The organism is Empedobacter sp. GD03865 (genome assembly GCF_029840775.1).
GTDB lineage: Bacteria > Bacteroidota > Bacteroidia > Flavobacteriales > Weeksellaceae > Empedobacter > Empedobacter falsenii_B.
The window spans coordinates 24,632-48,026 of record NZ_JAOCDF010000029.1; the positions used below are offsets into that span (position 1 = coordinate 24,632).

Annotated in this window: 21 protein-coding genes; 16 read left to right on the forward strand and 5 right to left on the reverse strand. The window is 29.2% G+C overall.

Annotation, left to right across the window (positions count from 1 at the left end; translation table 11 throughout):
• Positions 1-16: 16 nt before the first annotated feature.
• Positions 17-859 carry a hypothetical protein gene (locus N5D46_RS11095; RefSeq protein ID WP_280037564.1) on the reverse strand — a complete coding sequence of 281 codons (843 nt, stop codon included), beginning with the start codon at positions 857-859 and terminating at the stop codon, positions 17-19.
• Positions 860-1,023: 164 nt separating this feature from the next.
• Here N5D46_RS11095 and N5D46_RS11100 point away from each other — a divergent pair, with 164 nt between their 5' ends.
• Positions 1,024-3,192 carry a S46 family peptidase gene (locus tag N5D46_RS11100; RefSeq protein ID WP_280049976.1) on the forward strand — a complete coding sequence of 723 codons (2,169 nt, stop codon included), beginning with the start codon at positions 1,024-1,026 and terminating at the stop codon, positions 3,190-3,192.
• A gap of 145 nt (positions 3,193-3,337) precedes the next feature.
• Positions 3,338-4,486, forward strand: coding sequence for an AI-2E family transporter (locus N5D46_RS11105; RefSeq protein WP_280049977.1), 1,149 nt, complete (start codon positions 3,338-3,340; stop codon positions 4,484-4,486).
• Positions 4,487-4,590: 104 nt separating this feature from the next.
• Here N5D46_RS11105 and N5D46_RS11110 read toward each other — a convergent pair whose 3' ends face one another.
• The 4 genes from N5D46_RS11110 to N5D46_RS11125 all read right to left on the reverse strand — a co-directional run bounded on the left by N5D46_RS11110 (position 4,591) and on the right by N5D46_RS11125 (position 9,698).
• A complete protein-coding gene (locus N5D46_RS11110; RefSeq protein ID WP_280049978.1) occupies positions 4,591-5,166 on the reverse strand; it encodes a phosphatase PAP2 family protein in 576 nt (191 codons plus the stop codon).
• Entirely contained in the window at positions 5,166-5,720 is a 555-nt protein-coding gene (locus N5D46_RS11115) for a twin-arginine translocase TatA/TatE family subunit (RefSeq protein WP_236688155.1), read from the reverse strand. The genes N5D46_RS11110 and N5D46_RS11115 overlap by 1 nt, the downstream gene beginning before the upstream one ends.
• 92 nt (positions 5,721-5,812) lie before the next feature.
• Positions 5,813-8,728 carry a protein translocase subunit SecD gene (secD, locus tag N5D46_RS11120; protein WP_280049979.1) on the reverse strand — a complete coding sequence of 972 codons (2,916 nt, stop codon included), beginning with the start codon at positions 8,726-8,728 and terminating at the stop codon, positions 5,813-5,815.
• Between the two features lie 121 nt (positions 8,729-8,849).
• Positions 8,850-9,698: a hypothetical protein gene (locus N5D46_RS11125; protein WP_280049980.1), complete on the reverse strand. Its 849-nt coding sequence runs from the start codon at positions 9,696-9,698 to the stop codon at positions 8,850-8,852.
• A gap of 124 nt (positions 9,699-9,822) precedes the next feature.
• On the opposite strand from N5D46_RS11125, the gene N5D46_RS11130 reads away from it, so the two are divergent.
• The 14 genes from N5D46_RS11130 to N5D46_RS11195 form a co-directional block, all read left to right on the forward strand.
• On the forward strand, positions 9,823-11,040 hold the full coding sequence (locus tag N5D46_RS11130; protein ID WP_280049981.1) for an MFS transporter: 1,218 nt from the start codon (positions 9,823-9,825) through the stop codon (positions 11,038-11,040).
• Positions 11,041-11,077: 37 nt separating this feature from the next.
• Positions 11,078-11,644, forward strand: coding sequence for a cob(I)yrinic acid a,c-diamide adenosyltransferase (locus N5D46_RS11135; protein WP_125350685.1), 567 nt, complete (start codon positions 11,078-11,080; stop codon positions 11,642-11,644).
• Positions 11,637-12,269, forward strand: coding sequence for a thiamine diphosphokinase (locus N5D46_RS11140; protein ID WP_280049982.1), 633 nt, complete (start codon positions 11,637-11,639; stop codon positions 12,267-12,269). Before N5D46_RS11135 ends, N5D46_RS11140 begins: the two co-directional genes overlap by 8 nt.
• Positions 12,270-12,334: 65 nt before the next feature.
• The gene (locus N5D46_RS11145; protein WP_280049983.1) at positions 12,335-13,069 is read left to right on the forward strand and encodes an SIMPL domain-containing protein; all 735 of its coding nucleotides are present in this window, start codon (positions 12,335-12,337) and stop codon (positions 13,067-13,069) included.
• 465 nt (positions 13,070-13,534) lie between these two features.
• Entirely contained in the window at positions 13,535-14,932 is a 1,398-nt protein-coding gene (gene mnmE, locus N5D46_RS11150) for a tRNA uridine-5-carboxymethylaminomethyl(34) synthesis GTPase MnmE (RefSeq protein ID WP_115000468.1), read from the forward strand.
• Between the two features lie 268 nt (positions 14,933-15,200).
• Entirely contained in the window at positions 15,201-15,581 is a 381-nt protein-coding gene (locus N5D46_RS11155; protein WP_280049984.1) for a helix-turn-helix domain-containing protein, read from the forward strand.
• A gap of 44 nt (positions 15,582-15,625) precedes the next feature.
• Positions 15,626-16,759: a site-specific integrase gene (locus N5D46_RS11160; RefSeq protein ID WP_280049985.1), complete on the forward strand. Its 1,134-nt coding sequence runs from the start codon at positions 15,626-15,628 to the stop codon at positions 16,757-16,759.
• A complete protein-coding gene (locus N5D46_RS11165; RefSeq protein ID WP_280049986.1) occupies positions 16,756-17,775 on the forward strand; it encodes a hypothetical protein in 1,020 nt (339 codons plus the stop codon). The genes N5D46_RS11160 and N5D46_RS11165 overlap by 4 nt, the downstream gene beginning before the upstream one ends.
• Positions 17,776-17,842: 67 nt before the next feature.
• Positions 17,843-18,199 carry a helix-turn-helix domain-containing protein gene (locus tag N5D46_RS11170; protein ID WP_280049987.1) on the forward strand — a complete coding sequence of 119 codons (357 nt, stop codon included), beginning with the start codon at positions 17,843-17,845 and terminating at the stop codon, positions 18,197-18,199.
• Positions 18,199-19,794, forward strand: coding sequence for a phage/plasmid primase, P4 family (locus N5D46_RS11175; RefSeq protein ID WP_280049988.1), 1,596 nt, complete (start codon positions 18,199-18,201; stop codon positions 19,792-19,794). Before N5D46_RS11170 ends, N5D46_RS11175 begins: the two co-directional genes overlap by 1 nt.
• The gene (locus N5D46_RS11180; protein WP_280049989.1) at positions 19,794-20,810 is read left to right on the forward strand and encodes a DUF6371 domain-containing protein; all 1,017 of its coding nucleotides are present in this window, start codon (positions 19,794-19,796) and stop codon (positions 20,808-20,810) included. Before N5D46_RS11175 ends, N5D46_RS11180 begins: the two co-directional genes overlap by 1 nt.
• A gap of 137 nt (positions 20,811-20,947) precedes the next feature.
• The gene (locus N5D46_RS11185; protein WP_280049990.1) at positions 20,948-21,157 is read left to right on the forward strand and encodes a hypothetical protein; all 210 of its coding nucleotides are present in this window, start codon (positions 20,948-20,950) and stop codon (positions 21,155-21,157) included.
• Positions 21,141-22,235, forward strand: coding sequence for a heavy metal-binding domain-containing protein (locus N5D46_RS11190; RefSeq protein WP_280049991.1), 1,095 nt, complete (start codon positions 21,141-21,143; stop codon positions 22,233-22,235). The genes N5D46_RS11185 and N5D46_RS11190 overlap by 17 nt, the downstream gene beginning before the upstream one ends.
• A gap of 3 nt (positions 22,236-22,238) precedes the next feature.
• Positions 22,239-23,395: hypothetical protein (locus N5D46_RS11195; protein WP_280049992.1), on the forward strand; the 1,157-nt coding region annotated here is incomplete at its 3' end.

Sequence of the window (23,395 nt, forward strand, 5' to 3'; positions counted from 1 at the left end):
ATTTCAAAAATTATCATTAATCTTCAAGCTCTACTTTAAAATTTCCTAAACTAGGATTATTAAGGATTTCTTCTAATGTATATTCCTTTATAAATGTTTTTCCATCTAAAGTAAACATTGCATCAGTAATATTTAAAGATTTTATTTTCTTAGAAAAAGTATATTTATATTTAAACTTAATTTGTTTCAACATTCCTAAAAAAATCGCTTTTTCTTCATCATTATCAAAGTTCTGTTTATCAAAATCTTTTGAAAATTTTTCAGCATCAATTGTTTTAGAGAAAGATTTTCCATCGAAAGCATATGTTGAGCTTGTCATCATCGCCATAGGATTATCACTAAATAAAGGTTCATCGACTAATTGTTTTGATTTTCTCTTTCTCTTTTTCTTTTGACTTAATTCATCTGTAATTCTTTTTTCTTCTTTTATATTGATACCTGCAAAAGTTTCTTCAATAATTTTTGAATTTGAATTAAATTCTTCTGCAGATTTAGATTTATTAATCATTTCTATTGCAAATTTATCTCTCAAGTCTAATCGAAATTTAAAAAAATCAATTGCAGATAAATCATCTTTATATAAGTCAAATTTTTCGGTTTGTTTTCTGAATTTTTCTCCACCTTTTTCTTGTAATAACTGAACAAATTCATAATATGAATACTCATTATTCGAAATTTGATTCATCTCAATCTTATCATCAATATTACTTGAATTCATCATTGCTCCAATTTGAGGTATATCTATTTTTTGAAAATAATCAAACTCACCTTTTTCATTTACAACAACTTCCTCAGAAATTGTACATGAAGTTAAAGTAGCTAAAGCTAATAATAGTGTAAATATTTTACTGAAATTCATATATAAATTGTTAATTTTTGTTAAAAATAATTGATTTTGTCCAATAAAAAAAACTGAATAAACACCTCTAAAAATAATGGTTTTGAGCAATACATTAACGATTGAATAAAAATCTTTATCTTTGGAATTCTTAGAAATCGGTAGAATAAAATAATCAAATAAAAATGAAGAAACTATTCGTTAAAGGATCTATTTTAATGGCTTTGTTTGCAAACTTTAGTGTTTTTGCACAACAAGGTGGTGGAATGTGGATTCCAACAGAATTGAATGAAAAGGAAATGAAAGACATGGGATTGAAAATCTCATCAAAAGACATTTTCAGTACTGGAGATAAAAGTATCAACAATGCAGTTGCTCACTTTGGTGGCGGTTGTACATCAGAAGTTATTTCTCCAAATGGTTTACTACTAACTAATCATCACTGTGGTTATGGAGAAATCCAAGCACATTCATCTTTAGAAAATGATTATTTAACAGATGGTTTTTGGGCTAAAGAGCTGAAAGACGAATTACCAAACGAAGGTTTAACAGCGACTTTTATTGTAGACATTAAAGATGTAACTACAGCCATTTTAGCTGGTGTTAATGATAATATGTCGGAGGAAGATCGTAACAAAATCATCAAGAAAAACATTGAAGATTTTAATGCTAAAAGCAAGACAGAATCTTATCGTTCAGTATTTATTAAGCCTTTTTACAAAGGAAATAAATATTACCAATTTACGACAGAAACATACAAAGATATTCGTTTAGTTGGTGCGCCGCCATCTGCAATTGGGAAATACGGAAATGATACAGATAACTGGGTTTGGCCACGTCATACAGGAGATTTTTCGATGTTTAGGATTTATGCAGATAAAAACAACAAACCTGCTGATTATTCTCCAGACAATGTTCCGTACAAACCAAAACATTTCTTACCAATTAATATTTCAGGAATTAGCGAAGACGATTTCACGTTTGTATATGGTTTCCCAGGTGCAACGGACGAATATTTACCAGCATCTTCTATCCAGCAAATAAAAGATGTGATTGATCCTGCGCGTATCAATGTGCGTACAATTGCGTTATCTCATATCGATAAAAAAATGCGTGAAGACGATGCAACTCGTATCGCTTATGCATCTAAACAAGCGCGTATTTCGAATTCACACAAAAAATGGGTTGGTGAAGTTTTAGGACTTAATCGTTCGAAAGCTGTAGAAAAACGTCAACAATACGAGCAAGAATTTATGAATCGTATTGCAAAAAATCCAAAATTAAAAGGTGAATATTCGAATATTATTTCTGAATTAAATCAAGTTAATAAAGCAAATCAAGATTATAATTTAGCGTACACAATGTATTCTGAAACGTTTTTCTCAAATTCAGAAACATTCAGAATGGCATTAACATTAAACAATATTTTGAATGCGGTTGGGCAAAAAAATTATGCCGAAACTAAAGCAAAAGCGTTGAATACTGTTGCGTCTATGCACAAGGATTATAATCCTGAATTAGACAAAACTATTTCTTCTGATTTGGCAGATAATTATTTCAAAGTTGTTCCTCAAAATTTATTACCAACTACAACTGCTGCAAATATCAAAACGGCTTTAGGAAATTCGGTAATCAATGGAACGAAAAAAATTAATGGTCAATCTGTTTTAGGAAATATCAAAGCATTAGCTGAAAATGATGCTGAGTTTATCAAAGCCTTAAAAGAAGATGCTTTAATTGCTCAAATTCGTTTAATTTTAGATGCAAATCAAACGAAAGTAACGCCTACATATTTAGCGAATCAAGATAAAATCAACAAGTTGATGCGTACGTATATGAAAGCGCAAATGGATGTATTTACAGACAAGAAAATCTTCCCAGATGCAAATTCAACTTTACGTGTAACTTACGGAAAAGTTGATGGTTACCAACCTCGCGATGCGGTTTATTACGAACCTGTAACGCACATGGAAGGTGTAATGGAAAAATATATTCCGGGAGATTATGAGTATGATTTACCAAAACAAATGTTAAGTTTATACGATAAAAAAGATTACGGAAAATACGCCGATAAAAACGGAAAATTACCTGTAAACTTTATTGCAACAAACCATACAACTGGTGGTAATTCTGGTTCTCCTGCATTGAATGCAAAAGGAGAATTAATCGGATTGAATTTTGACCGTGTTTGGGAAGGAACAATGTCAGATTTAAATTATGATCCAGAGATTTGTCGTAATATTATGGTGGACTCTCGTTATATTTTGTGGGTAGTTGACAAGTATGCTAATGCGCAACGTTTGATTGATGAAATGACTATCGTTGACGAAAGCAAAAATGCAAAGAAAAAATAATATTTTTCACTATATTCTGAAAACCACGTTTTTATAACGTGGTTTTTTTATTGAAATAAACGTAAGATTCAAATAAAATCTTAAGAAATAAAACTATATTTATACAACTTATCTAAAAAATTGTCAAAATAAAACACTTATAATTATGGAAGTCATTAGAAAATGGCCTTTTTATTTAAAACTAACTTGCACATTATTGTCAATCATTTGTTTAACATTTATTTCAATAATAGGTAAAGGAATTTTAGTTCCATTAATATTAGGCTTCTTAATTTCAATATTATTAGCACCCGTTTGTTCATTTTTCGAAAGATATTTACGCATTCCACGTGTTATTTCAAGTATCATTACCACCTTGCTTTTTGCAGCATTTATCTTAGGAATTTTCTATTTGATTGCTATACAAATGGCTGAAATAGCAAATGAATGGCCTACGTTTCAGAAACAAATCATAGAAGCATTTATGAATTTGCAAGATTGGATTCACCATACCTTTGGTGTTAATTCGCATGCGCAAATGGAATATTTGACAAAGAATGTCAAAACCACTATCGAAACGAGTACAATTGTAATCGAAAAAGTAATTTCGATTGTTTCATCGATGGCTGTTACAGTTTTGTTCACCTTTTTATACATTGTTTTCTTGTTGATTTATCGTCGTCATTTGGTAAAATTCTTATATTACGCATTCAATTCAAATACACACGACCAGGTTTATAATGTCATTACATCTATTCAAAAAATGGTCAAACAATATTTGATTGGCTTATTTTTACAAATGTTAGTCGTATCAATTTTATCTTTTATTGCATTTTCTATTCTTGGACTTAAATACAAATTTGTTTTAGCTATTTTAACTGGTGTTCTAAATGTTGTTCCCTATGTAGGAATTGTTATTTCATTAATTTTAACGCTAATAATCACATTTGCCACAATGTCAGCTTCAAAATTGTTCTTTGTTTTAATTGCATTTATTGCAATTCATGCAATTGATGGAAATGTAGTGATGCCAAAAATTGTAGGTTCTAAAGTAAAAATTAATTCTTTGATTGTGATTATTGGATTAGTAATTGGAGAAATGACGTGGGGAATTATGGGCATGCTATTATCGATTCCAATACTTGCGTTGATGAAAATTGTTTTTGATAATGTGACTGAATTAAAACCTTGGGGTTATCTTTTGGGTGATGAAGATTCTACAGAAATTGATGATGATTTAAATACATTTTTAGCCAAAAAGAAAGCTAAAAAATCAAAGAAAAAAACAAATAAGTTGGACGAGAATTTGGAGTAATCTGATTTCTATTTTACATAATTGGATTGCTGACTATTATTTTATCCATTAAAAAAGTCTATAACAAATTGTTATAGACTTTTTTTGTATTTATTATTATGAATCTAATTCTTCTTCAAATATTTTTTTTCTAAGAAATAATACAATTTCAAGAAAAGAATCGAGAAAAATATTCCGATTAGTGTTCCGAAAAATATATCTCCTGTGAAATGTACCCCGACATAAACTCTACTGTAAGCAACCATTAACGCCCAAACAAGTAAGACATAAAGTAACCATTTGTAATAGCGTCTCAAAAGTATTCCAATAAAAATTGCAATCGCCATATGATTAGATGCATGCGCCGAAGTAAAACCGTATCTACCTCTACCCTCGCAATCTATCGGGCGAAATAATCCTTGAATCGACTCGGTGTAACATGGACGAAAACGTTGAAAAGAATTTTTCAAGATATTTGTAAATTGATCTGCACACGCTATCATCAGTGCAATACAAACTCCAGCCAATAAGGTTTTTTTCCAACCAAGTTTTACATAAAGTAAGATGAGAAAGATGACATACAACGGAATCCATGTTTTTTTATCGGTTACTAATAACCAAAACCAATCCCATTTTTCATTCCCTAAATTATTGAAATACAAAAATATTTGTACGTCCCAATCAAAATAATCTTGTATCATTACCTACTTACTGATCCGCCTAAACCTAATGCTTCGTCTACAGATTTTGGTTCTACAACAACCGCAGGTTCTTCCACAATTGGCTCAACCACATTTTCTATAACGGGTTCTGTTGTTTCTTGCACATCCAATTCCAAATCCTGTACAGGATCTACAGCTTTCATAGTTGGTGCATCATCTTTCAACGCTGCATTTACTGTATTGTCTTGATGAATAGCTTGATGCATTTCATCTACTGGATTACGAACTTCATCAAATGATTTCTGAAAATCTTCCATTGGATTAATTTTCGCAAAAGAATCTTTGACTTCATTCATTGGATTTAACTCTTTTATGGTATTCTGAATCTCTTTTGTAGGATCAACATCCTGAACAGGATTCATAATCTCTTGCTTGATATCTTCAGATGCTTCTTTTAATTTGCGCACAGCAGTTCCCAAACCACGAGCAATTTCTGGAATTTTATCTGGTCCAAAAATCACTACAGCAACCACCATAATAATCACGACTTCCTGGAAGTCTAAAAACGCTGGGTATATTACTAAACTATTCACTAAACAAATGTATAAAATCTAAATTTAGTAGAAGAAAAAAAGCCATCAAATTTCTTTGATGGCTTTCTTAAAATTTATTTAAAATTTGAATCTTATTTATTCATTTGACCTTTTTTAGTAAAGTCGTACAATAAAGGAGATGCAACGAAAATAGACGAGAATGTACCAATTACGATACCGATTAATTTCGCAAACATAAATCCTTTGATTGATTCTCCACCAAATGCAAAGATGATTAATACGATTAAGAACGTTGATAAAGACGTATTAATTGTACGTGATAATGTTTCTGAAGTAGAAATATTAATAATATCGTACAAGTTGTGGTTTTTCTCAACTGTTAAATTCTCACGAATACGATCCAAGATAATAATCGAGTCATTCATCGAATAACCAATTACCGTCAAAATCGCCGCGATAAACGCTTGGTCGATCTCCATGTTGAAAGGTAAAATTCCTTTGAATAAAGAGAAAACTCCTAACACAATAACCACGTCATGCGCTAAAGCAATGATAGTTGATAATGAGAATTGCCAACGTTTGAACATCACGATTAAGTAGAAGAAAATTGCAACTAATGCTAAAGAAACCGCTATGTAAGAAGCTCTTGTTGTATCATCGGCAATTGTAGGACCTACTTTTGCAGAAGACATTAAACCTATTGTAGCATTATCTTCAGAGAAATCTTTTTCAGACATATTTGCTGGTAGATAAGATTTAAGACCTGTATATAATTTGTCTTTGATCTCGTCATCTACATTTGTTCCGTCTTCGTCAGCTTTGTATGCTGTTGTAATTTTTACTTGATTTTGACCACCATACGTTTTCACCTGTGGTATCATTTTTTCACCATCTAACACGAAAACATCACCCAAACTTTCAGAAATTTGTTGAGGATCTACATGTTTATCAAAACGAACTGTATATGTACGTCCACCTTGGAATTCGATACCCATATCAAATCCTTTTGTGAAAATAGAAATTAAAGCAACTACTGTTAAAACAATTGAAATCGCATAAGAGATTTTTCTTGTTTTTAATAAGTCAACTTTAATGTTTTGTAACCAGTGCGCTGTAAATGATGTATAAAAAGGAACAGATTTTCCTTTTACTAAACGTCCTTCTACAAAGTAACGTGTAATAAAAATCGCTGTAAATGTTGATGTAAAAATACCAATCATAAACGTTGTTGCGAAACCTACAACAGGACCTTTACCAAAGAAGAATAAAATTAATGCTGTGATAAATGATGTCGAGTTGGCATCGATAATTGCAGAGAAAGCTCCTTTCCATGAATAAGCGAAATCTACTGCTTGACGTAATGATTTTCCTTTTCTTAATTCTTCTTTTACACGTTCGTAAATCAAGATATTCGCGTCCATTCCTGTTACCAATGTCAAGATAATCCCGGCAATACCTGGTAAAGATAATGTAGCTTTTAGCGATACTAAGAATCCTAATAAGAATAATAAGTTAATGATTAAAGCAACGTTAGCATAGATACCTGCACGGCTGTAGTAAAATACCATCCAGATTAATACTAATGCAAATGCACAACCGAAAGCGATTAACGAACTGTTAATTGCTTCTTGTCCTAATGATGGACCAACAACCTCTGCAGAAACAATTTTAGATGAAGCTGGTAAAGAACCTGCTTGTAAAATGTTTGCTAAATCTTTTGCTTCGTCAATTGTAAAGTTTCCAGAAATAACAGAGTTACCTCCTGTAATTTGATTACTGATATTTGGCGCAGAATATACCATATTGTCTAACACAATTGCAACACCTTGACCTGGTTGTCCAGGACCTGCAGGTTTCAACTCGTCTGTAATACGAGACCACTCTTGTGCTCCGACTTGATTCATTTGCATTGTAACAACAGGCTCATTTGTAAGAGAACCAGGATTACGTTCACCAGCAGCAGAAACTACTTTATCTCCTTCAATTAATGGTTCTTGCGTTCCATTTTTACCTTTTAAGACATAAAACTCTAATAATTTAGGAGCAGATTTATCATTTGCTTGTTTACCTAAATCCATTGGCTTATTCGCCCAAGAGTATTTATATCCTCTAATGTTTGCTGGTAATCCAGGTACAAAACCTTTGTCTTGCATCACACGGTTTACAACAGCAGTATCTTTTACATTCACAACAAAACTTGCGTTAGAACCAGCTGGTTGCATAACTTCTGCTAAAGTTTTGATTGTTTCTCCTTTCTCATTTTTTACATTATATTTCTCTGTATTAACGCTAGAAAAATATTGTAAAACTGTAGGATCTTGACGAACAACTTGCCAAAACTCTAATTTTGCTGTAGATTGTAATAATTTTTTTACACGGTCAGTGTCAGAAACACCTGGTAATTCTACCAAGATACGTCCATCACCTTTATCACCTAAACGTTGAATTACTGGCTCAACAACACCAAATTGATTAATACGAGAGCTAATTACATCATAAGCTGTTGCAACTTTAGCTTCGATATCTTTACGGATTACTTCTTTTACCTGATCGTCAGAAGCATTGTACGCAATTTTATCCGCATTGTTTTTGTTTCCAAACAAATCTGCAGCTGCGTATTTTGTTCCTCCTTTTATTTTATCAAATTCTTGAAAAAATAATTCGACATAAGGTACGTTACCGTTTGTTTTTTGAGCTTTATCTGTAGCATCCAAAGCCGTTGCCAACATAGGGTTTTGACTTTTCGCTGATAAATTCTCGATTAAATCTCTTTCAGAAACTTGTAAAATTACGTTGATACCACCTTTCAAATCTAATCCTAAATTGATTTCATTGTTTTTGGCATACCCATAATCGTACTTAATAATTCCCAAATCAAGAGGATGCTGAGCCAAGCTATCTAAAATTCTTGGTTCGTCTTCTGGCTTACTCGCCAAGCGCGCCGCCTCATGCTCCACTTTAGTTGTGTACCAAGTATAACTTAGTTGTCTGATACACAAGAGACTTAAAATAATTGCAAATGCTGCAATGAGCCATCTTCCTCGCATAATGTTTAATTGATAAATAAATTTTGACGGACAAATATAATAGTCTTGAAAATACTTTCACAATTTTTTAAGAATAAATCGAAAATCGATGTCCGTATTTCGAAATTCTTTATTCAAAAAATTAGATTTCCTTTTGATATTTGTAGATGTAAATTGACGCTTTATTGGAGTCATCATCATTATCTTCGCACAAATACAAGGTATAATTCTTTCCAGATTCTTTATACAACGCTAAACCTTCGATTTTCTTATCATCCGAAATTTTTTGCCAACGCGTAACTTCCATCGCAACCAAATCTAATTCGCCAATAATAGAACCTTTTATTTCTCCATTAAACTGAGTTGTACTTTTAGATTCCACAGTTGCTGTAAACAAAACTTTTCCATCTACCAAAATAGCATCAGAAAAAGTAGTCGTTTCATTGTTGATTTTAGGTAAAGTTATTGGAAAAAAGTCAATTGATTTTCCTCTCAAATCATTTATCTTGCCTCCCACTCTATAAATTCCGTTTATGCCAGCAGGACCATTTCCTCTGTTGAAAAAATATGTACAATGTCCATCTGTAATAATTCCTTCGATGTTAAAATCTTTTTTAGATAAATTTGAAACCTTTAAAAATTCATCCAAAAGAAAACTATAATTATCGTTATGTACCTCTTTAGTTTTGATGTTATATGAAATCAAATCGAAACGATTTTCTTTAGAGCCCGATCCAAGAATGTACAAATGATTGTCAAATTTTGTAATCGCTTCAAAATCTGGTTTATCTTTTTTGGTGATATGTTTTGATTTTACTTCTGGATTCAAATCAACTTTATCCACTTCTTTTTTCTTTTTATTGTAAACGTACAAATGTGCTTTATCATCGGAAATCGTGTAAACATGGTGTTTATCAACCACTAATCCAGACGCCGCTCCAAGCCCATTTATGACAATTAAAACCTTAAGAATGAAATTGTAAAACAACATAGATGTAAGATTTATTTTTAAGAGGTTTCAAAAGTAATCAAAGAATATCAGAAACCTTGATAAATAACCATTTTTTTGAAAAAAAAAGAACTTAACTTTGTAGCATTTAAAAGAAAATTGAGAGATGAAAAAAATTCTAAAAATTTACATTGACGCTTACAGCGGACTTTCGAAAGAATCTTGGATGTTAGCCATCGTAATGTTGTTGAACCGAATGGGTTCGATGGTTTTACCATTTTTAGGAATTTATATGATCTCCGAATTAGGATTTTCTTTAGAAAACTCGGGAATAGTTTTGAGTTGTTTTGGAGTTGGTTCTGTAATTGGTTCTTGGCTTGGAGGTTGGATAACAGATAAAATCGGAAACTTTAAAGTACAAGCCATCAGTTTATTTCTGAGTGCTCCGATGTTTTTGATTTTACCTTATTTTAAAACGGTAGAATCTTTTGCTGTTATTATGCTTGTTTTGAGTATTATTAGCGAAATGTTTCGTCCTGCAAATTCAGTTGCCATCACGCGTTATGCTAAGAAAGAAAATATCACTCGTGCTTTTTCGTTGAATAGAATGGCGGTTAATTTAGGTTTCTCAATTGGTCCATCAATGGGAGGTTTTTTATCTAATTATTCGTACGATTTATTATTCTATTGCAATGCAGGAGCTGCCTTGGTTGCAGGAATTGTATTCTTTGTCTTTTTCAATGGACGAAAAGAACGAAATGCTGCTACAGAAAATATTTCTGATAAAACAGTTGTCGAAAAAGAACGTAATGCATACACTGATACACCTTTCTTAGTATTCAATTTATTTTGTGTATTATTCTCTATTGCATTTTTCCAAATCCTAAATACACTTCCATTATTTTACAAAGATGTAGTTCATTTAACACAAACAGAAATTGGATTATTAATGGGATTCAGTGGAATAATCATTGTTGTATTCGAAATGTTATTGATCCATTACACCGAAAAACGATTTTCAGTTACTCAACTTTTAGTTTTTGGTTCATTTGTCACAGCAATTAGTTATTTTATCTTCACATTTAGTCACACATTAGGTATGTTATATTTAGCAATTGGACTAATGTCTATTGGAGAAATGCTTGTTTTACCTTTGATGTCAACGGTAACAGCTTTTCGTTCGCAAAAAAATAACAGAGGAGCTTATATGGGACTAAACGGAATGACAGCAGCGATTGCCTTTATTGTTTCGCCATTTTTAGGAACTCACATTGCTACTGATTATGGTTTTAATACACTTTGGATAATCACCACAGTTATTTTAGTTATCGTAGCTATCGGATATCACTTTTTTACTAAACCACTTTTACCAAAAAATATTTAAGATTTTCTTATCTTCGATAATTATTAGTTGAAATCACATGAAAGTATATACAAAAACAGGAGACAAAGGAACAACAGGTTTATATGGAGGAACACGTGTCTCTAAAAATAGTTTAAAGATTGATTCTTACGGAACAGTTGACGAATTGAACTCTTATTTAGGATTAATTCGTTCATATGAAATTGATCCAGCATTAGAGGAAGAAATTATCATCATCCAAAAAGGTTTATTCAATCTTGGTGCTGAATTAGCAACGCCAGTCGATAAATTATACTTGGCAAATGGTAAACCTCGTATTCCGAAAACCGTTACTGAAGAAGATATTGTTCAATTGGAAGAATGGATTGATGATTTGGAAGGACAATTAGAACAATTGACACATTTTATTCTTCCAGGTGGAAATCAAGCAGCTTCTCATGCACATGTTGCGCGTTGTATTTGTCGTCGTGCAGAACGCTTAACAGTTGGTTTAGCTGAAGAAGAAGAAATCCGCCCAGAATTACAAAAATACTTGAATCGTCTTTCTGATTATCTGTTCGTTTTAGGGCGAAAAATTGCCACAGACAATAATCACGAAGAAGTAAAATGGATTCCAGGTGAATAAAAAAGCGCTTTTATTTTTGAATGGCGAAGTTCCAACTATTCTGCCTGATACATCAAATTATGATATGATTTTTTGTACAGATGGTGCATTTCGTTATTTACAAAAATTACATATAACGCCCGATGTTATTTCGGGCGATTTTGATTCTTTTGAAATCAGTCAGTTTCCTCCTGAAACAGAAGTTATTTCTACTCCAGATCAAAATGACACAGATTTTGCAAAAGCCTTACAAATCATTTTGGATAAAGATTTTGAACAGGTTGATGTTTTTGGAGCAAGTGGTCGTCAACAAGATCATTTTATTGGAAATTTGAATGCGGCTTATCGTTTCAAAGATCAAATCAATATTTTATTTTACGATAATTATAGTCAATATTTTTTCGCAGAAAAAGAAACAAAGTTAGAAGGCTATTTTGGACGAACAATTTCGCTACTCCCCTTTCCTGAATGTAAAAACATTGTCACAAAAGGCTTGGAATATCCGTTGAATAACGAAGATTTAAATTTACTTTCTCGTATAGGAACTCGCAACAAAGCCAATGAAGATGTGGTTACAATTGATTATTCAGAAGGTAATTTAATCATCTTTATCATCGATCAAGAATTTCCTATTTTGATTGCTTAATTTCACTATTTTCAGTGAAATACATCTTTAGTATTTTTTGTACATTTACTGAAAACCAAATTACTATGAATAAATTTTCAGTTATTGTAGCATCTATTTTAGCCGTTGGGTTAATTGCTGCAACATGTATATTAGGAAACGCTTACAAATACAAATTCAGAAGTTCTGAATCGATCAATGTTACTGGAAATGCTTTGAAAGATTTTAATGCCGATTTAGTTAAATGGCGTGCAACGTTTAGTCGAAAAGATTATGATTTACGTGTTGCTTCGGATCAATTAAAAGCTGACCAAACGGTTGTCAAAAACTTTTTGATTTCGCAAGGAATCAATCCAAAAGAAATTGTTTTTGAAGCGGTAAATATTTCAAAAGATTTTCAGTACGGAACAGATGCAAACGGAAATTCGATTAGTCAATTTACTGGTTATAATCTATCTCAAGACGCAACAATCGAATCGAAAGAATTGGATAAAATAGAGAAAGCTTCGCGTGAAATTTCAACTTTAATTAGCCAAGGCATCGAATTGAGTTCATCTAATCCAAATTATTACTACTCGAAATTAGAAGATTTAAAACTTGAATTGATTGCACAAGCTTCTGAAAATGCAAAACAACGCGCTGAAAATATTGCAACAAAATCTGGCACTAGTTTAGGAAAATTAAAACAAGCCGATTTGGGTATTTTTCAGATTACAGGAAAAAATGATAATGAAGAATATTCGGCTGGTGGTTCATTGAATACCACATCTCGCCAAAAAACGGCTCAAATTACTGTGAGAGCAAGTTATAACTCAAATTAAAAAATCAATAAAAAAAAGCTTCTTAATATTAAGAAGCTTTTTTGTCTATTTAAATACTACTGCAAGTAATATCAAAGCAGATATTACAATAAGTACGTCTACAATTTTAATTCTAAAATTACCAATTCCAAAACCTCTTTTTGTAGCATAATTTTTCTTTGATGACATTATAAATTCCAATTTCTAAAAGAAATACTAAAAGTGTGCCAATTATCTATCAAAATCTAATTTTTTATAAGTTGATGATAATTTAGAATCATAGGATTAAAACCATTTGACTAAAAATTTTAATTTCATGATCCTCAAATTCTTTCCCAATAGCATCAGATGTAGCAGTAATTAGTTCAGGTTAAAAAACATCCCTTTTTAAGTATTAATATATTAACAGTAAATATTTTTACATTTTAAAAAATTATCATATAAATTATAATTTTCCAACAACTTATTATGTTGTAAATTTGCCTTATGCTAAACAACGATACAATTTGTGCATTGGCAACTGCCAATGGAATGGGCGCTATAGCGGTTATTCGTATTTCTGGACCAGAATCAATTTCTAAAGTTGCTCAGATTTATCAATCAAAATTTAATTCAACTAAATCTTTGAATGACGCTTCTTCTCATACCATACATTTGGGTTATGTGATGGATGGAGATACCATTGTTGACGAAGCATTATTCTCAATATTTAAAAATCCTCATTCATATACAGGTGAAGATGTCGTAGAAATTTCGACACATGGATCGATTTATATTCAGCAAAAGGTATTGGAATTATTAAATAAAATTGGCATTCGAAATGCCAATCCAGGTGAATATACTTTCAGAGCCTTTTGGAATGGTAAAATGGATTTAACACAAGCAGAAGCTGTTGCTGATCTTATTTCTTCGGATTCTAAGGCTTCGCACGAAATTGCTATCAAACAAATGCGTGGAGGATTCTCTAATCAAATCAAAGATTTAAGAGAACAAATGATCAATTTTGCAGCTTTGATGGAATTAGAATTGGATTTTTCTGAAGAAGATGTTGAATTTGCAGATCGTACACAATTTTATGATTTATTGAATAAATTACAATCCATCTTAAAACGTTTAGCTGATTCTTTTGCTTTTGGAAATGTTATCAAAAATGGAGTACCAGTAGCTATTGTAGGTGCGCCAAATGCAGGTAAATCTACTTTATTAAATGCATTATTAAACGAAGAACGTGCTATTGTTTCGGATATCGAAGGAACAACTCGTGATACCATTGAAGAAACCATTTATATTGACGGTGTTGGGTTCCGTTTTATTGACACAGCTGGTATTCGTGAAGCTGGAGATACAATAGAGCGTATTGGAATCGAAAAAACGTTCGAAAAAATCGACAATGCTTCTATTATTATTTATCTATATGATGCTAATATTACTGCTGATAATCAAATTGCGAATCAGTTAGATGATTTGCAACGTAGAGGAAAAATCTTGTTTAATGTTGCCAATAAAATTGATGTAAACAATAACGAATCAGCTATTTCTGATGCTATCAAACAAGAGTTTAAAGATGTTGTTCATTTAGAAATTTCAGCTAAAGATCAATATAATATCGAAGCATTGAAAGAAAATCTGATTCATCAAATCAAATTGAAAGGAACAAATCAGGATGACACAATCGTTACGAACTCTCGTCACTTAGAAGCATTACAAAACACACTTTCTCAAATTGGAAAGATCAAACAAGGAATGGACATGGGACTTCCTGGGGATTTGTTAGCAATGGATATCCGTGAAGCTTTAACATATTTGGGACATATTACAGGTGAAATAGATGTGGATCAAGATATATTAGGGACGATATTTGGCAAGTTTTGTATCGGAAAGTAACCTCATCAAAACAAACATATTAGAAATATATACAAAACCTCTTAAAACATTGATTTTAGGAGGTTTTTTAATACTTCAAAGATACAAAAGAATAAATATGTTATATGTTTATTATAGTTATTTGTATCAAAAATTTGTACCTTATTTGTACCTTTGATAAAATTAGCAGAAAAATTTGAGTAAAAATTGGCATTTTGGGCGAAATAAAGTCCCTTAAATACTCTTATTTCTCCTTAATGGATTTTATATACTTTTAAAAATAGGCTAAATGAGTAGTACAAATATTAAGATATTAAAACAATGCTTGAATTGTGGAAATATGTTTGAAGCACAAAAAACCACAACTAAATATTGTTCTCATAAATGCAATTCAAAACATTATAAATTAAGAAAGAGATTAGAGCTGAAAAAAGAAATTGAAATTGATACAAAAGAGAAAATCAATAAAAATTTCAAAGCTAAAACAACTCAAATTGATTTATTGAATATTAAAGATAAAGACTATCTTTCTGTTAGAGAAGTTGCTTATCTTATGAATTGCAATACAAAGACGATTTATAGATTAATAAAATCCAAAAGAATTAAATCAACCAATCTAAATGAAAGGTTAACAAGAATTAAAAAATCAGAAGTAGAAAAACTTTTTTAAAAGTTTTATAAAATCATACATAATCAACATTATCTACATAAACTATGGCAATAAAAGTAACTTTAAGAAAGAAACCCTTAAAAAATGGAAAACTTTCTTTGTATTTAGACTTCTATCCTTCTATTATTAGAAATGGAAAGTCAACAAGAAGAGAATTTTTAGGTTTATCTATTTATGAGAATCCAAAAGGACAATTAGAAAAAAATAACAATAGAAATACTCTTGCTATTGCAGAAGAAATCGCTACAAAAAGAAGTATCGAATTGAATCGACCTGAGATTTATAATGATATGGAAAAGGCTCAACTTGAAAAGAAAAATAAAGAGAGCCAAAACTTTATTGATTACATTAAAAAGATAGCAGACAGAAGACATGGTTCAAACTATCAAAATTGGATTTCTGCTATAATGTATTTAGAACATTATACAAATGGCAAATTATTATTTAAGGATATAACTTTGACATTTGCAGAAGATTATAAGCATTTCTTATTAACTACAAATAGTTTAAAAAGAAAGGATACTAAACTTTCTCAAAATACTGCATTATCATATTTCACAAAATTCAAAACAGCTTTAAAACAAGCTTTTATAGATGAAATATTGAGTACAGATATAAATTCAAGGATTAAGAACATTAAAGAACAAGAAACGAATCGAACGTACTTAACGATTGAAGAATTAAATAAATTAGCGAATACAGAATGTAAAAATGATTTACTAAAAAGAGCTTCTATATTTTCTGCATTAACTGGATTAAGGTTTTCAGATGTAAAAAATTTAAGTTGGAAAAATGTCTATAAAACTAATGATGAATACTATATCAACTTTATCCAAAAAAAGACAGAAGGAGTTGAGTATTCTCCAATTTCTGAACAAGCTTTTACTCTTTTAGGAGAAAGACAAAAAGATTCAGAGAAAGTATTCAATGGATTAAAATATTCTGCTTACCTCAACAAACAATTAACTGATTGGTTAAAAGATGCCGAAATAACAAAGGATATAACCTTTCATAGTTTTAGGCATACATACGCAACTTTACAATTAGCAAATGGTACTGATTTATTTACCATTTCTAAAATGTTAGGACATAAAAACCTTAAAACAACACAGATTTATGCTAAAATTGTAAACGAATCAAAAAAACAAACCACTAATAAAATTATACTTGAATTATGAAAGATTTAGATGTTGATTTAAAAAAACTTTTTAAACATAAACTACTTACTCATACCTATTATAACCCTTTATTAAATAAAGAGGAATCAAATTATCAGACAGAAAAAATCATTAACAATGAAAAATATTTTGATTTATTGTTTGAGGAATATTTAAAAATTGAAGAAAAAGCTTTTGATAATACATTTTATAGATTTTCAAAATATGGTACTGAAAATAATATTGAGAACATAGAAAAATCATCTAAAAAAGGAAAAGAAGCTTTCTTAAAAGGAGATGATATGTCTAAGTATTATATTCAAGATTATACTAAACATAAAACAATTAGTATTATTGATAATGTATTTTCAAAGTATAGTATTTATGAAAGAGAATTTTTAAATTACTTAAAGACAGAAAAATCAAATACCAAATCAACTTTTAAATCGATATACAACTTAGTATCTAAAATTGAAAACTTAAACATTAAGTATGATGTTATATTCAACTTAATTAATTCTGATTTAAATAGAGATATTGTAATTCAAGAAACTGGTTTAGTTTATTCTAAATTTTCAGAATTAGAAATTGAGAAGTTGAAAACCCAATGGGCTATTGCTAAAGGTAAATTAAATATTAAACTTTCTGAATATTTAGTTGAGATTGAATCTAATATAAACAATCATAATTATATTGCTGAGGATACTGATACAACAAATAGTCTTAGAGAATTGTTAACCAATTATGATGAATATATTGAATGGAATGAATTTTTTAAGAATTTGAATGATTATACAAATTTCCTCGATTTATTTACTAAGTATTTTGAAGGTAAAGAATATAATAAAGAGATTATTATTCATTTAAAAACTGGTGCAAAAACAAAATTCAATAAAAAACTTAATCTTATACAAAAAAAACACTCAGAAGAAAATAAATTAATCAATGATACAAAATATCTAACTTTTCTTAGACAAATAGAGCATTTCAAAGATGTTGATGATTTAAAAATTATATATAAAGCTATCCAAAGATAGAATCCCAAAATAATCCCAAAATCCCAACAAATCCCATTCTCAACTTTGTACCATAACATAAAAAAATATGGATTTACAAACAATTACTTTTAATGAATTGCCGAATGCAATGTCATTATTATTAGAGAAAATGAATGGATTAGAAAAACAATTAAAAGAATCGGCTCGATTCAATCAACCAACCATTTCAGATGAAGAAATAATTCTTGATGCAAATGAAGTTGCTCAATTATTAAAAGTTACAATTGGGACAATTAGAACAAAAACTTCTAACGGAGAAATTCCTTCAATGAAAAGATTAGGTAAAAACTATTATCTAAAAAGTGAAATCATTGAATATTTGAAGCAAGGTAAAAAGTTATCTTTTCAAGAAATCGAGGAGCAAGCTAATCAGTATTTATTAACTAAAAAAGGCTCAAACTAATGGAAGTTAATAAAACAAATAATCAGGCAAACTTAGAATCTGAATTAAACTTTGCTCCTTCGGATTTACCTAAAGATACGAATAATATAATAAGCACTATTGTTTCAGGCGTTAATAAGCACAAAATTACTCCAGCAATTGAACATTCTCAGTTGTATGAAGAGATATTGAAAGAGATTAAACCAATAGATTTTAAAGCAATTGTTTTTCCAAAATTAAAGGATTATGAAGAGCATTTAAAAGGTTTAGAAGTTGATTCTCCAGATTATAAAAAGGTTAAAGAATTAATTAAAAAATGTAAATTATTACAAAAGCATTATGTAATGGTTTCTATTGATGAACTTAAAAAACTCATCAAAAAAAATCGATTCGGACTATCCAAACACAATGGTAATATATATGCTTACAATGGTAATTTTTGGCAAAAAGTTGAAAAAGAAGAATTTCAAAACTTTCTTAAAAATGTAGCTTTAAAATTTGGAGTTGAAAAATATGATGCAAAGTATCATAGAACAATAGATGAATTACACAAACAATTTTTAGCAGATAGTTATTATAAAGCACCTCAACAAGATGCGAACAAAGTTCTCATTAATTTAAAGAATGGCACTTTTGAATTATCAGGTAAAAAGAAGTTTCTTAGAGATTTCAATCAGAATGATTTTCTTACTTATCAATTGAATTTCAATTATGATAAAGATGCTAAAAGTCCTTTGTTTAATAATTATTTGGATAAAGTTTTACCAAATAAAGATGTTCAAAAACTATTAGCTGAATATATTGGAAGTATCTTTTTAAAGAATGGTAATTCGTTATTAAAGATTGAAAAAGTAATGTTGTTATATGGCTCAGGTGCAAATGGAAAATCTGTATTTTATGAAGTGATTACTGCATTGATAGGAAAAGAAAATATTACATCTTATAGCTTACAATCGCTAACAAATGAAACTGGTTATCAAAGAGCAAAATTAGAAAATGTACTATTAAATTACGCACCTGAAATAAGTTCTAAGATGAATCCAACCATTTTTAAACAATTGGCATCAGGAGAAGAAGTTGAAGCTCGTTTACCTTATGGAGAACCATTTATTATGAGTAATTATGCTAAATTTTTATTCAATTGTAATGAACTACCTAAAGAAACTGAACAAACTAAAGGATTTTTCAGAAGGTTTATCATTGTTCCTTTTAACGTAACTATTCCTGAAGAAGAACAAGATAAAAGTTTACATACCCAAATCATTGACAATGAATTATCAGGTATTTTAAATTGGGCTTTAGAAGGTTTAGAAAGATTAATTGAACAACAAGGGTTTACGCAAGTAGATGAAGTAAATGAAATGCTTAAGCAATTCAAATTAGAATCTGATTCAGTTGCAATGTTTATTGATGAAGATTACAAGAAAACAACGGATAAGCCGATATTAATATCTGAGTTATATAAAAGATATAGAGAATTTTGTTCAGAAGGTGGTTTTTCATCTGTTAATTCTAAAAATTTCAAGAATCGATTAGATGCTTTAAATATTGAAATCAAACGTACTTCAGCAGGTAATATGGTATATGTTGAATTTAATAAAGAATGTCCTTTCTAATGAGTAATTATAGATTTCAATTTATGAAGGGTAAGAAAGAATCTTGCCCTTCTTGTAACGAAAAGAGAACTTACAGAAGATATGTTGATACAGAAACTGGAGAGGTTTTACCTTTAGAATATGGTCGTTGTGATAGGGAATCTAAATGTGGTTATTATTTGAATCCTTATACAGATAAATACCATTTGAAAGGGAATGATTATAGTTTTAATTACAATTATTACAACATTCAACTAGTAAAACCAATAGTAAACTATTACATACCTCAACACGTTTTAGATGTAACTAAATCGGATTATGATTGTAATACGTTTATTCAAAACTTACTTTGCAACTTATCTTATCCATTTAATTATGATGAGGTTTATCAATTAATCGAATTGTATCAATTAGGCACAATTACAGAAGGATATATGAGAGGAGCAATTACTTTTCCATTTATAGATATTAATCTAAATGTAAATGCAATACAATGTAAAAAATTCAACATTGCAAATAATACAATCAAAACAGATTTTATACATACAATTCTATCGAAAAAATATGATAAGGAAAAGATAGATTTACCTCAATGGATTGAAGATTATGAATTAAATGATTCTAAGGTTAGATGCTTGTTTGGAGAACATTTATTGAATAAATACCCTCATAACCCAATTGCATTGGTTGAAGCTCCTAAAACGGCTTTAATTGGCTCTATTTACTTTGGTTTACCTGATAACCCTAATAACTATCTTTGGTTAGCAGTTTACAATAAATCAAGTTTGAACTATGCTAAATGTAAAGCCCTAAAAAATAGAAAAGTTGTTTTATTTCCTGATACTTCTAAAGATGCTATTACTTTCAACGAATGGAAAGAAAAGACTGAGAAAATTCAAGAACAATTACCAAATTCAACTTTTGAAGTTTCTGAAATGTTAGAGCAATTGGCTACTGATAAGCAAAAAGAGAAAGGAATTGATTTAGCAGATATTTTAACCAATTACGATTGGAAAACATTCCGAAATCTAAATTAATGTAGATAATGTAAAAAATGTATGTTTTTAAAAAACCTCATCAGATTATTTTGATGAGGTTTAGTTTTACGGAAAACCGTATTTGATTATTCAAATATTTGATTATTTTTACTCCTAAATCTTAACATAAAAAACAAATGGATACACTTATAATCATAGTTTTAGGTATTATAGTTGGATTAACAATTAACTATTATTTAGTAAAAGGTGCAGTAGAAAATGAAATGTCTGAATTTGAAATACAGAAATATAGAAAACAACAAGATATAGAATATCAAATCAAAACAACTAATGATATTTTGAGAAAGATTTTAAGAAAAATTGATACTAATGAAAAGAATAACTAATTATAAAGACGTACTTGTGTTAACAACCTCATCTATTGAAGGTTATAAAATACTTGAATATAAGAAACCAGTTTCTTCTCACGTTGTAACTGGTGTTAATATCTTTAATGATTTTTTTGGAGGACTTTCAGATGTTTTTGGAGGTCGTTCAAATGAATTTCAAAATCAATTAAGTAGTATTTATAATGAAAGTATTACTAAACTTCAACAAGAAGCTTTTAGACTTGGCTGTAATTGTATCATTGGTTTAAAAGTTGACATAGATGAGATTTCAGGAAAGGGAAAATCAATGTTTATGATTACTTCTATTGGTACAGCGATATTAATTGAAAATATATCTTCAAAAGAAATAACTAATTCAAGAATACTTTCAGTTGATGAATTAAATAATTTATTAAATAAAGAAAGGATTTTAATTGAACTTAAAGAAAATAAACTTGGTATAAATTCTGACATTTGGGAATCTTTAATAAGTAACCAAATAGAAGAGGCTTTTGATTCATTATTAGATAAATATAAAAAATACATTGAAAGTTATGCCACTAATGATAACGAATTTTATCTTTATGAATCAAATTTTCTTAGGTTCATTGAGGTATTAGATACAGAATTTGTTTGTGATAAATTATATACTTCAATAGCTGAAAATAATAATGCAAATTATATTAAACATTGTTATGATTTAATTCAAAATAATTACATCATTCATTTTCCTTCAATAACTAAGTTATTAGACAATGATAATATTACATTCAAAAAAACAGCAGTTTCATTAACTCAGTATGATAAACAAAATTATAATTCTGAAAATATTATTGAAATTCAGAATCTTGTAAATAGTATTGAAAACAATATTAAAGAATATGTTGAGTATTCTTATAAGAAAAAAAATATATTTTCTTCAGAAGAAATTGAAATTTGGAAGTGCCAATGCGGTAATACAAATAACAAAGATGAAGAATATTGTTTAGGTTGTAATACAAACAAATATGGCTTTACTCACCAATCTTACAACAACTACACTGCTATTACTAATTTGAAATGGAAATTACGAATATTAGAAGAAAGACTTGAATAAACGATGAATATTAAATTAATTGAGGAATGCTATGAAAATAAATATGGAATTGATTTAAAAACTCTTCATTATAATACTTTATACCATAAAAGAAAAGAGCTAAATGAAATCCTAATAAACTATAATAAGGATAATATTCATAGGTTAAAAAATATAATTTTTGATGATGGAATAAGCACTTCTTTTGAAGTTATAGTTCATAATAATTTATTGTATCTGTTAGGCGATAAATCTTGTTATCCGTGTGGAAATATTATTCATAGTAGTTCTGATACATTTTGGGTGCCTGTTTACATTTTACCAAATAATAACAAAATACAAATTACTCGAGATGTATTAAATTCTTCAGTTTTGTATTTTTTATCATCTTACGACTATATAAATCAAATAGAAGCAACTTTATTTAACACTTATATAACTGATTATTTATATTCATTTTCAGATAACATATGGTGTGGAAGGACAGATTTAAAATCTTTAATAAGCTCCTATAATAGGATTAGTAGTAAAGAGATATTTTTGTTATTAAAAAAATATGATTTATTAACTCCATTTGAATTCATCGTAGGTTCTTTTATTTTAAACTATGAAGTATCATTTAAAGAAGTATATATTTTTTTAATCAAATACAGAAAACAAACATATTTAGATTATTATTGTAATCAAAAATTCAATTATGCTAAAAGTTCAAATGAAATAATATCAGATGAAGATTTTTATACATATGCTTTTCAGTTAGATGAAAATGAAGTAAAAGATTTTTTTAATTACAATTTCATTATTGAAAATTTATTCATAGATAATATTATTAACATAGATATTAATGATTTACTTGAAATAAATATAAGTGGAAGGTATTGTTTGGAAGAATATGGAAGAGATTTACAAATAGCTAATGAAAAGTATAAAAACAAACTCCAACAAGAATTCAATATATCAGATGAATTTAAAACAAATTTCAATAAACAATTTATTTCAAGACTTAAAGAAATAGAAAAATACATCAGAAATTCAAAAGGTTTTAAAGACGTTGGAAGTTATTATAAAGAAATACAAGTATTAAATTATTTCAAAGATAGTTTACCACAATACAAAATTGTATCTCAGTATTCACCTAAGTGGTTAGGTCGACAAAGATTTGATGTATTTATTAAAGAATT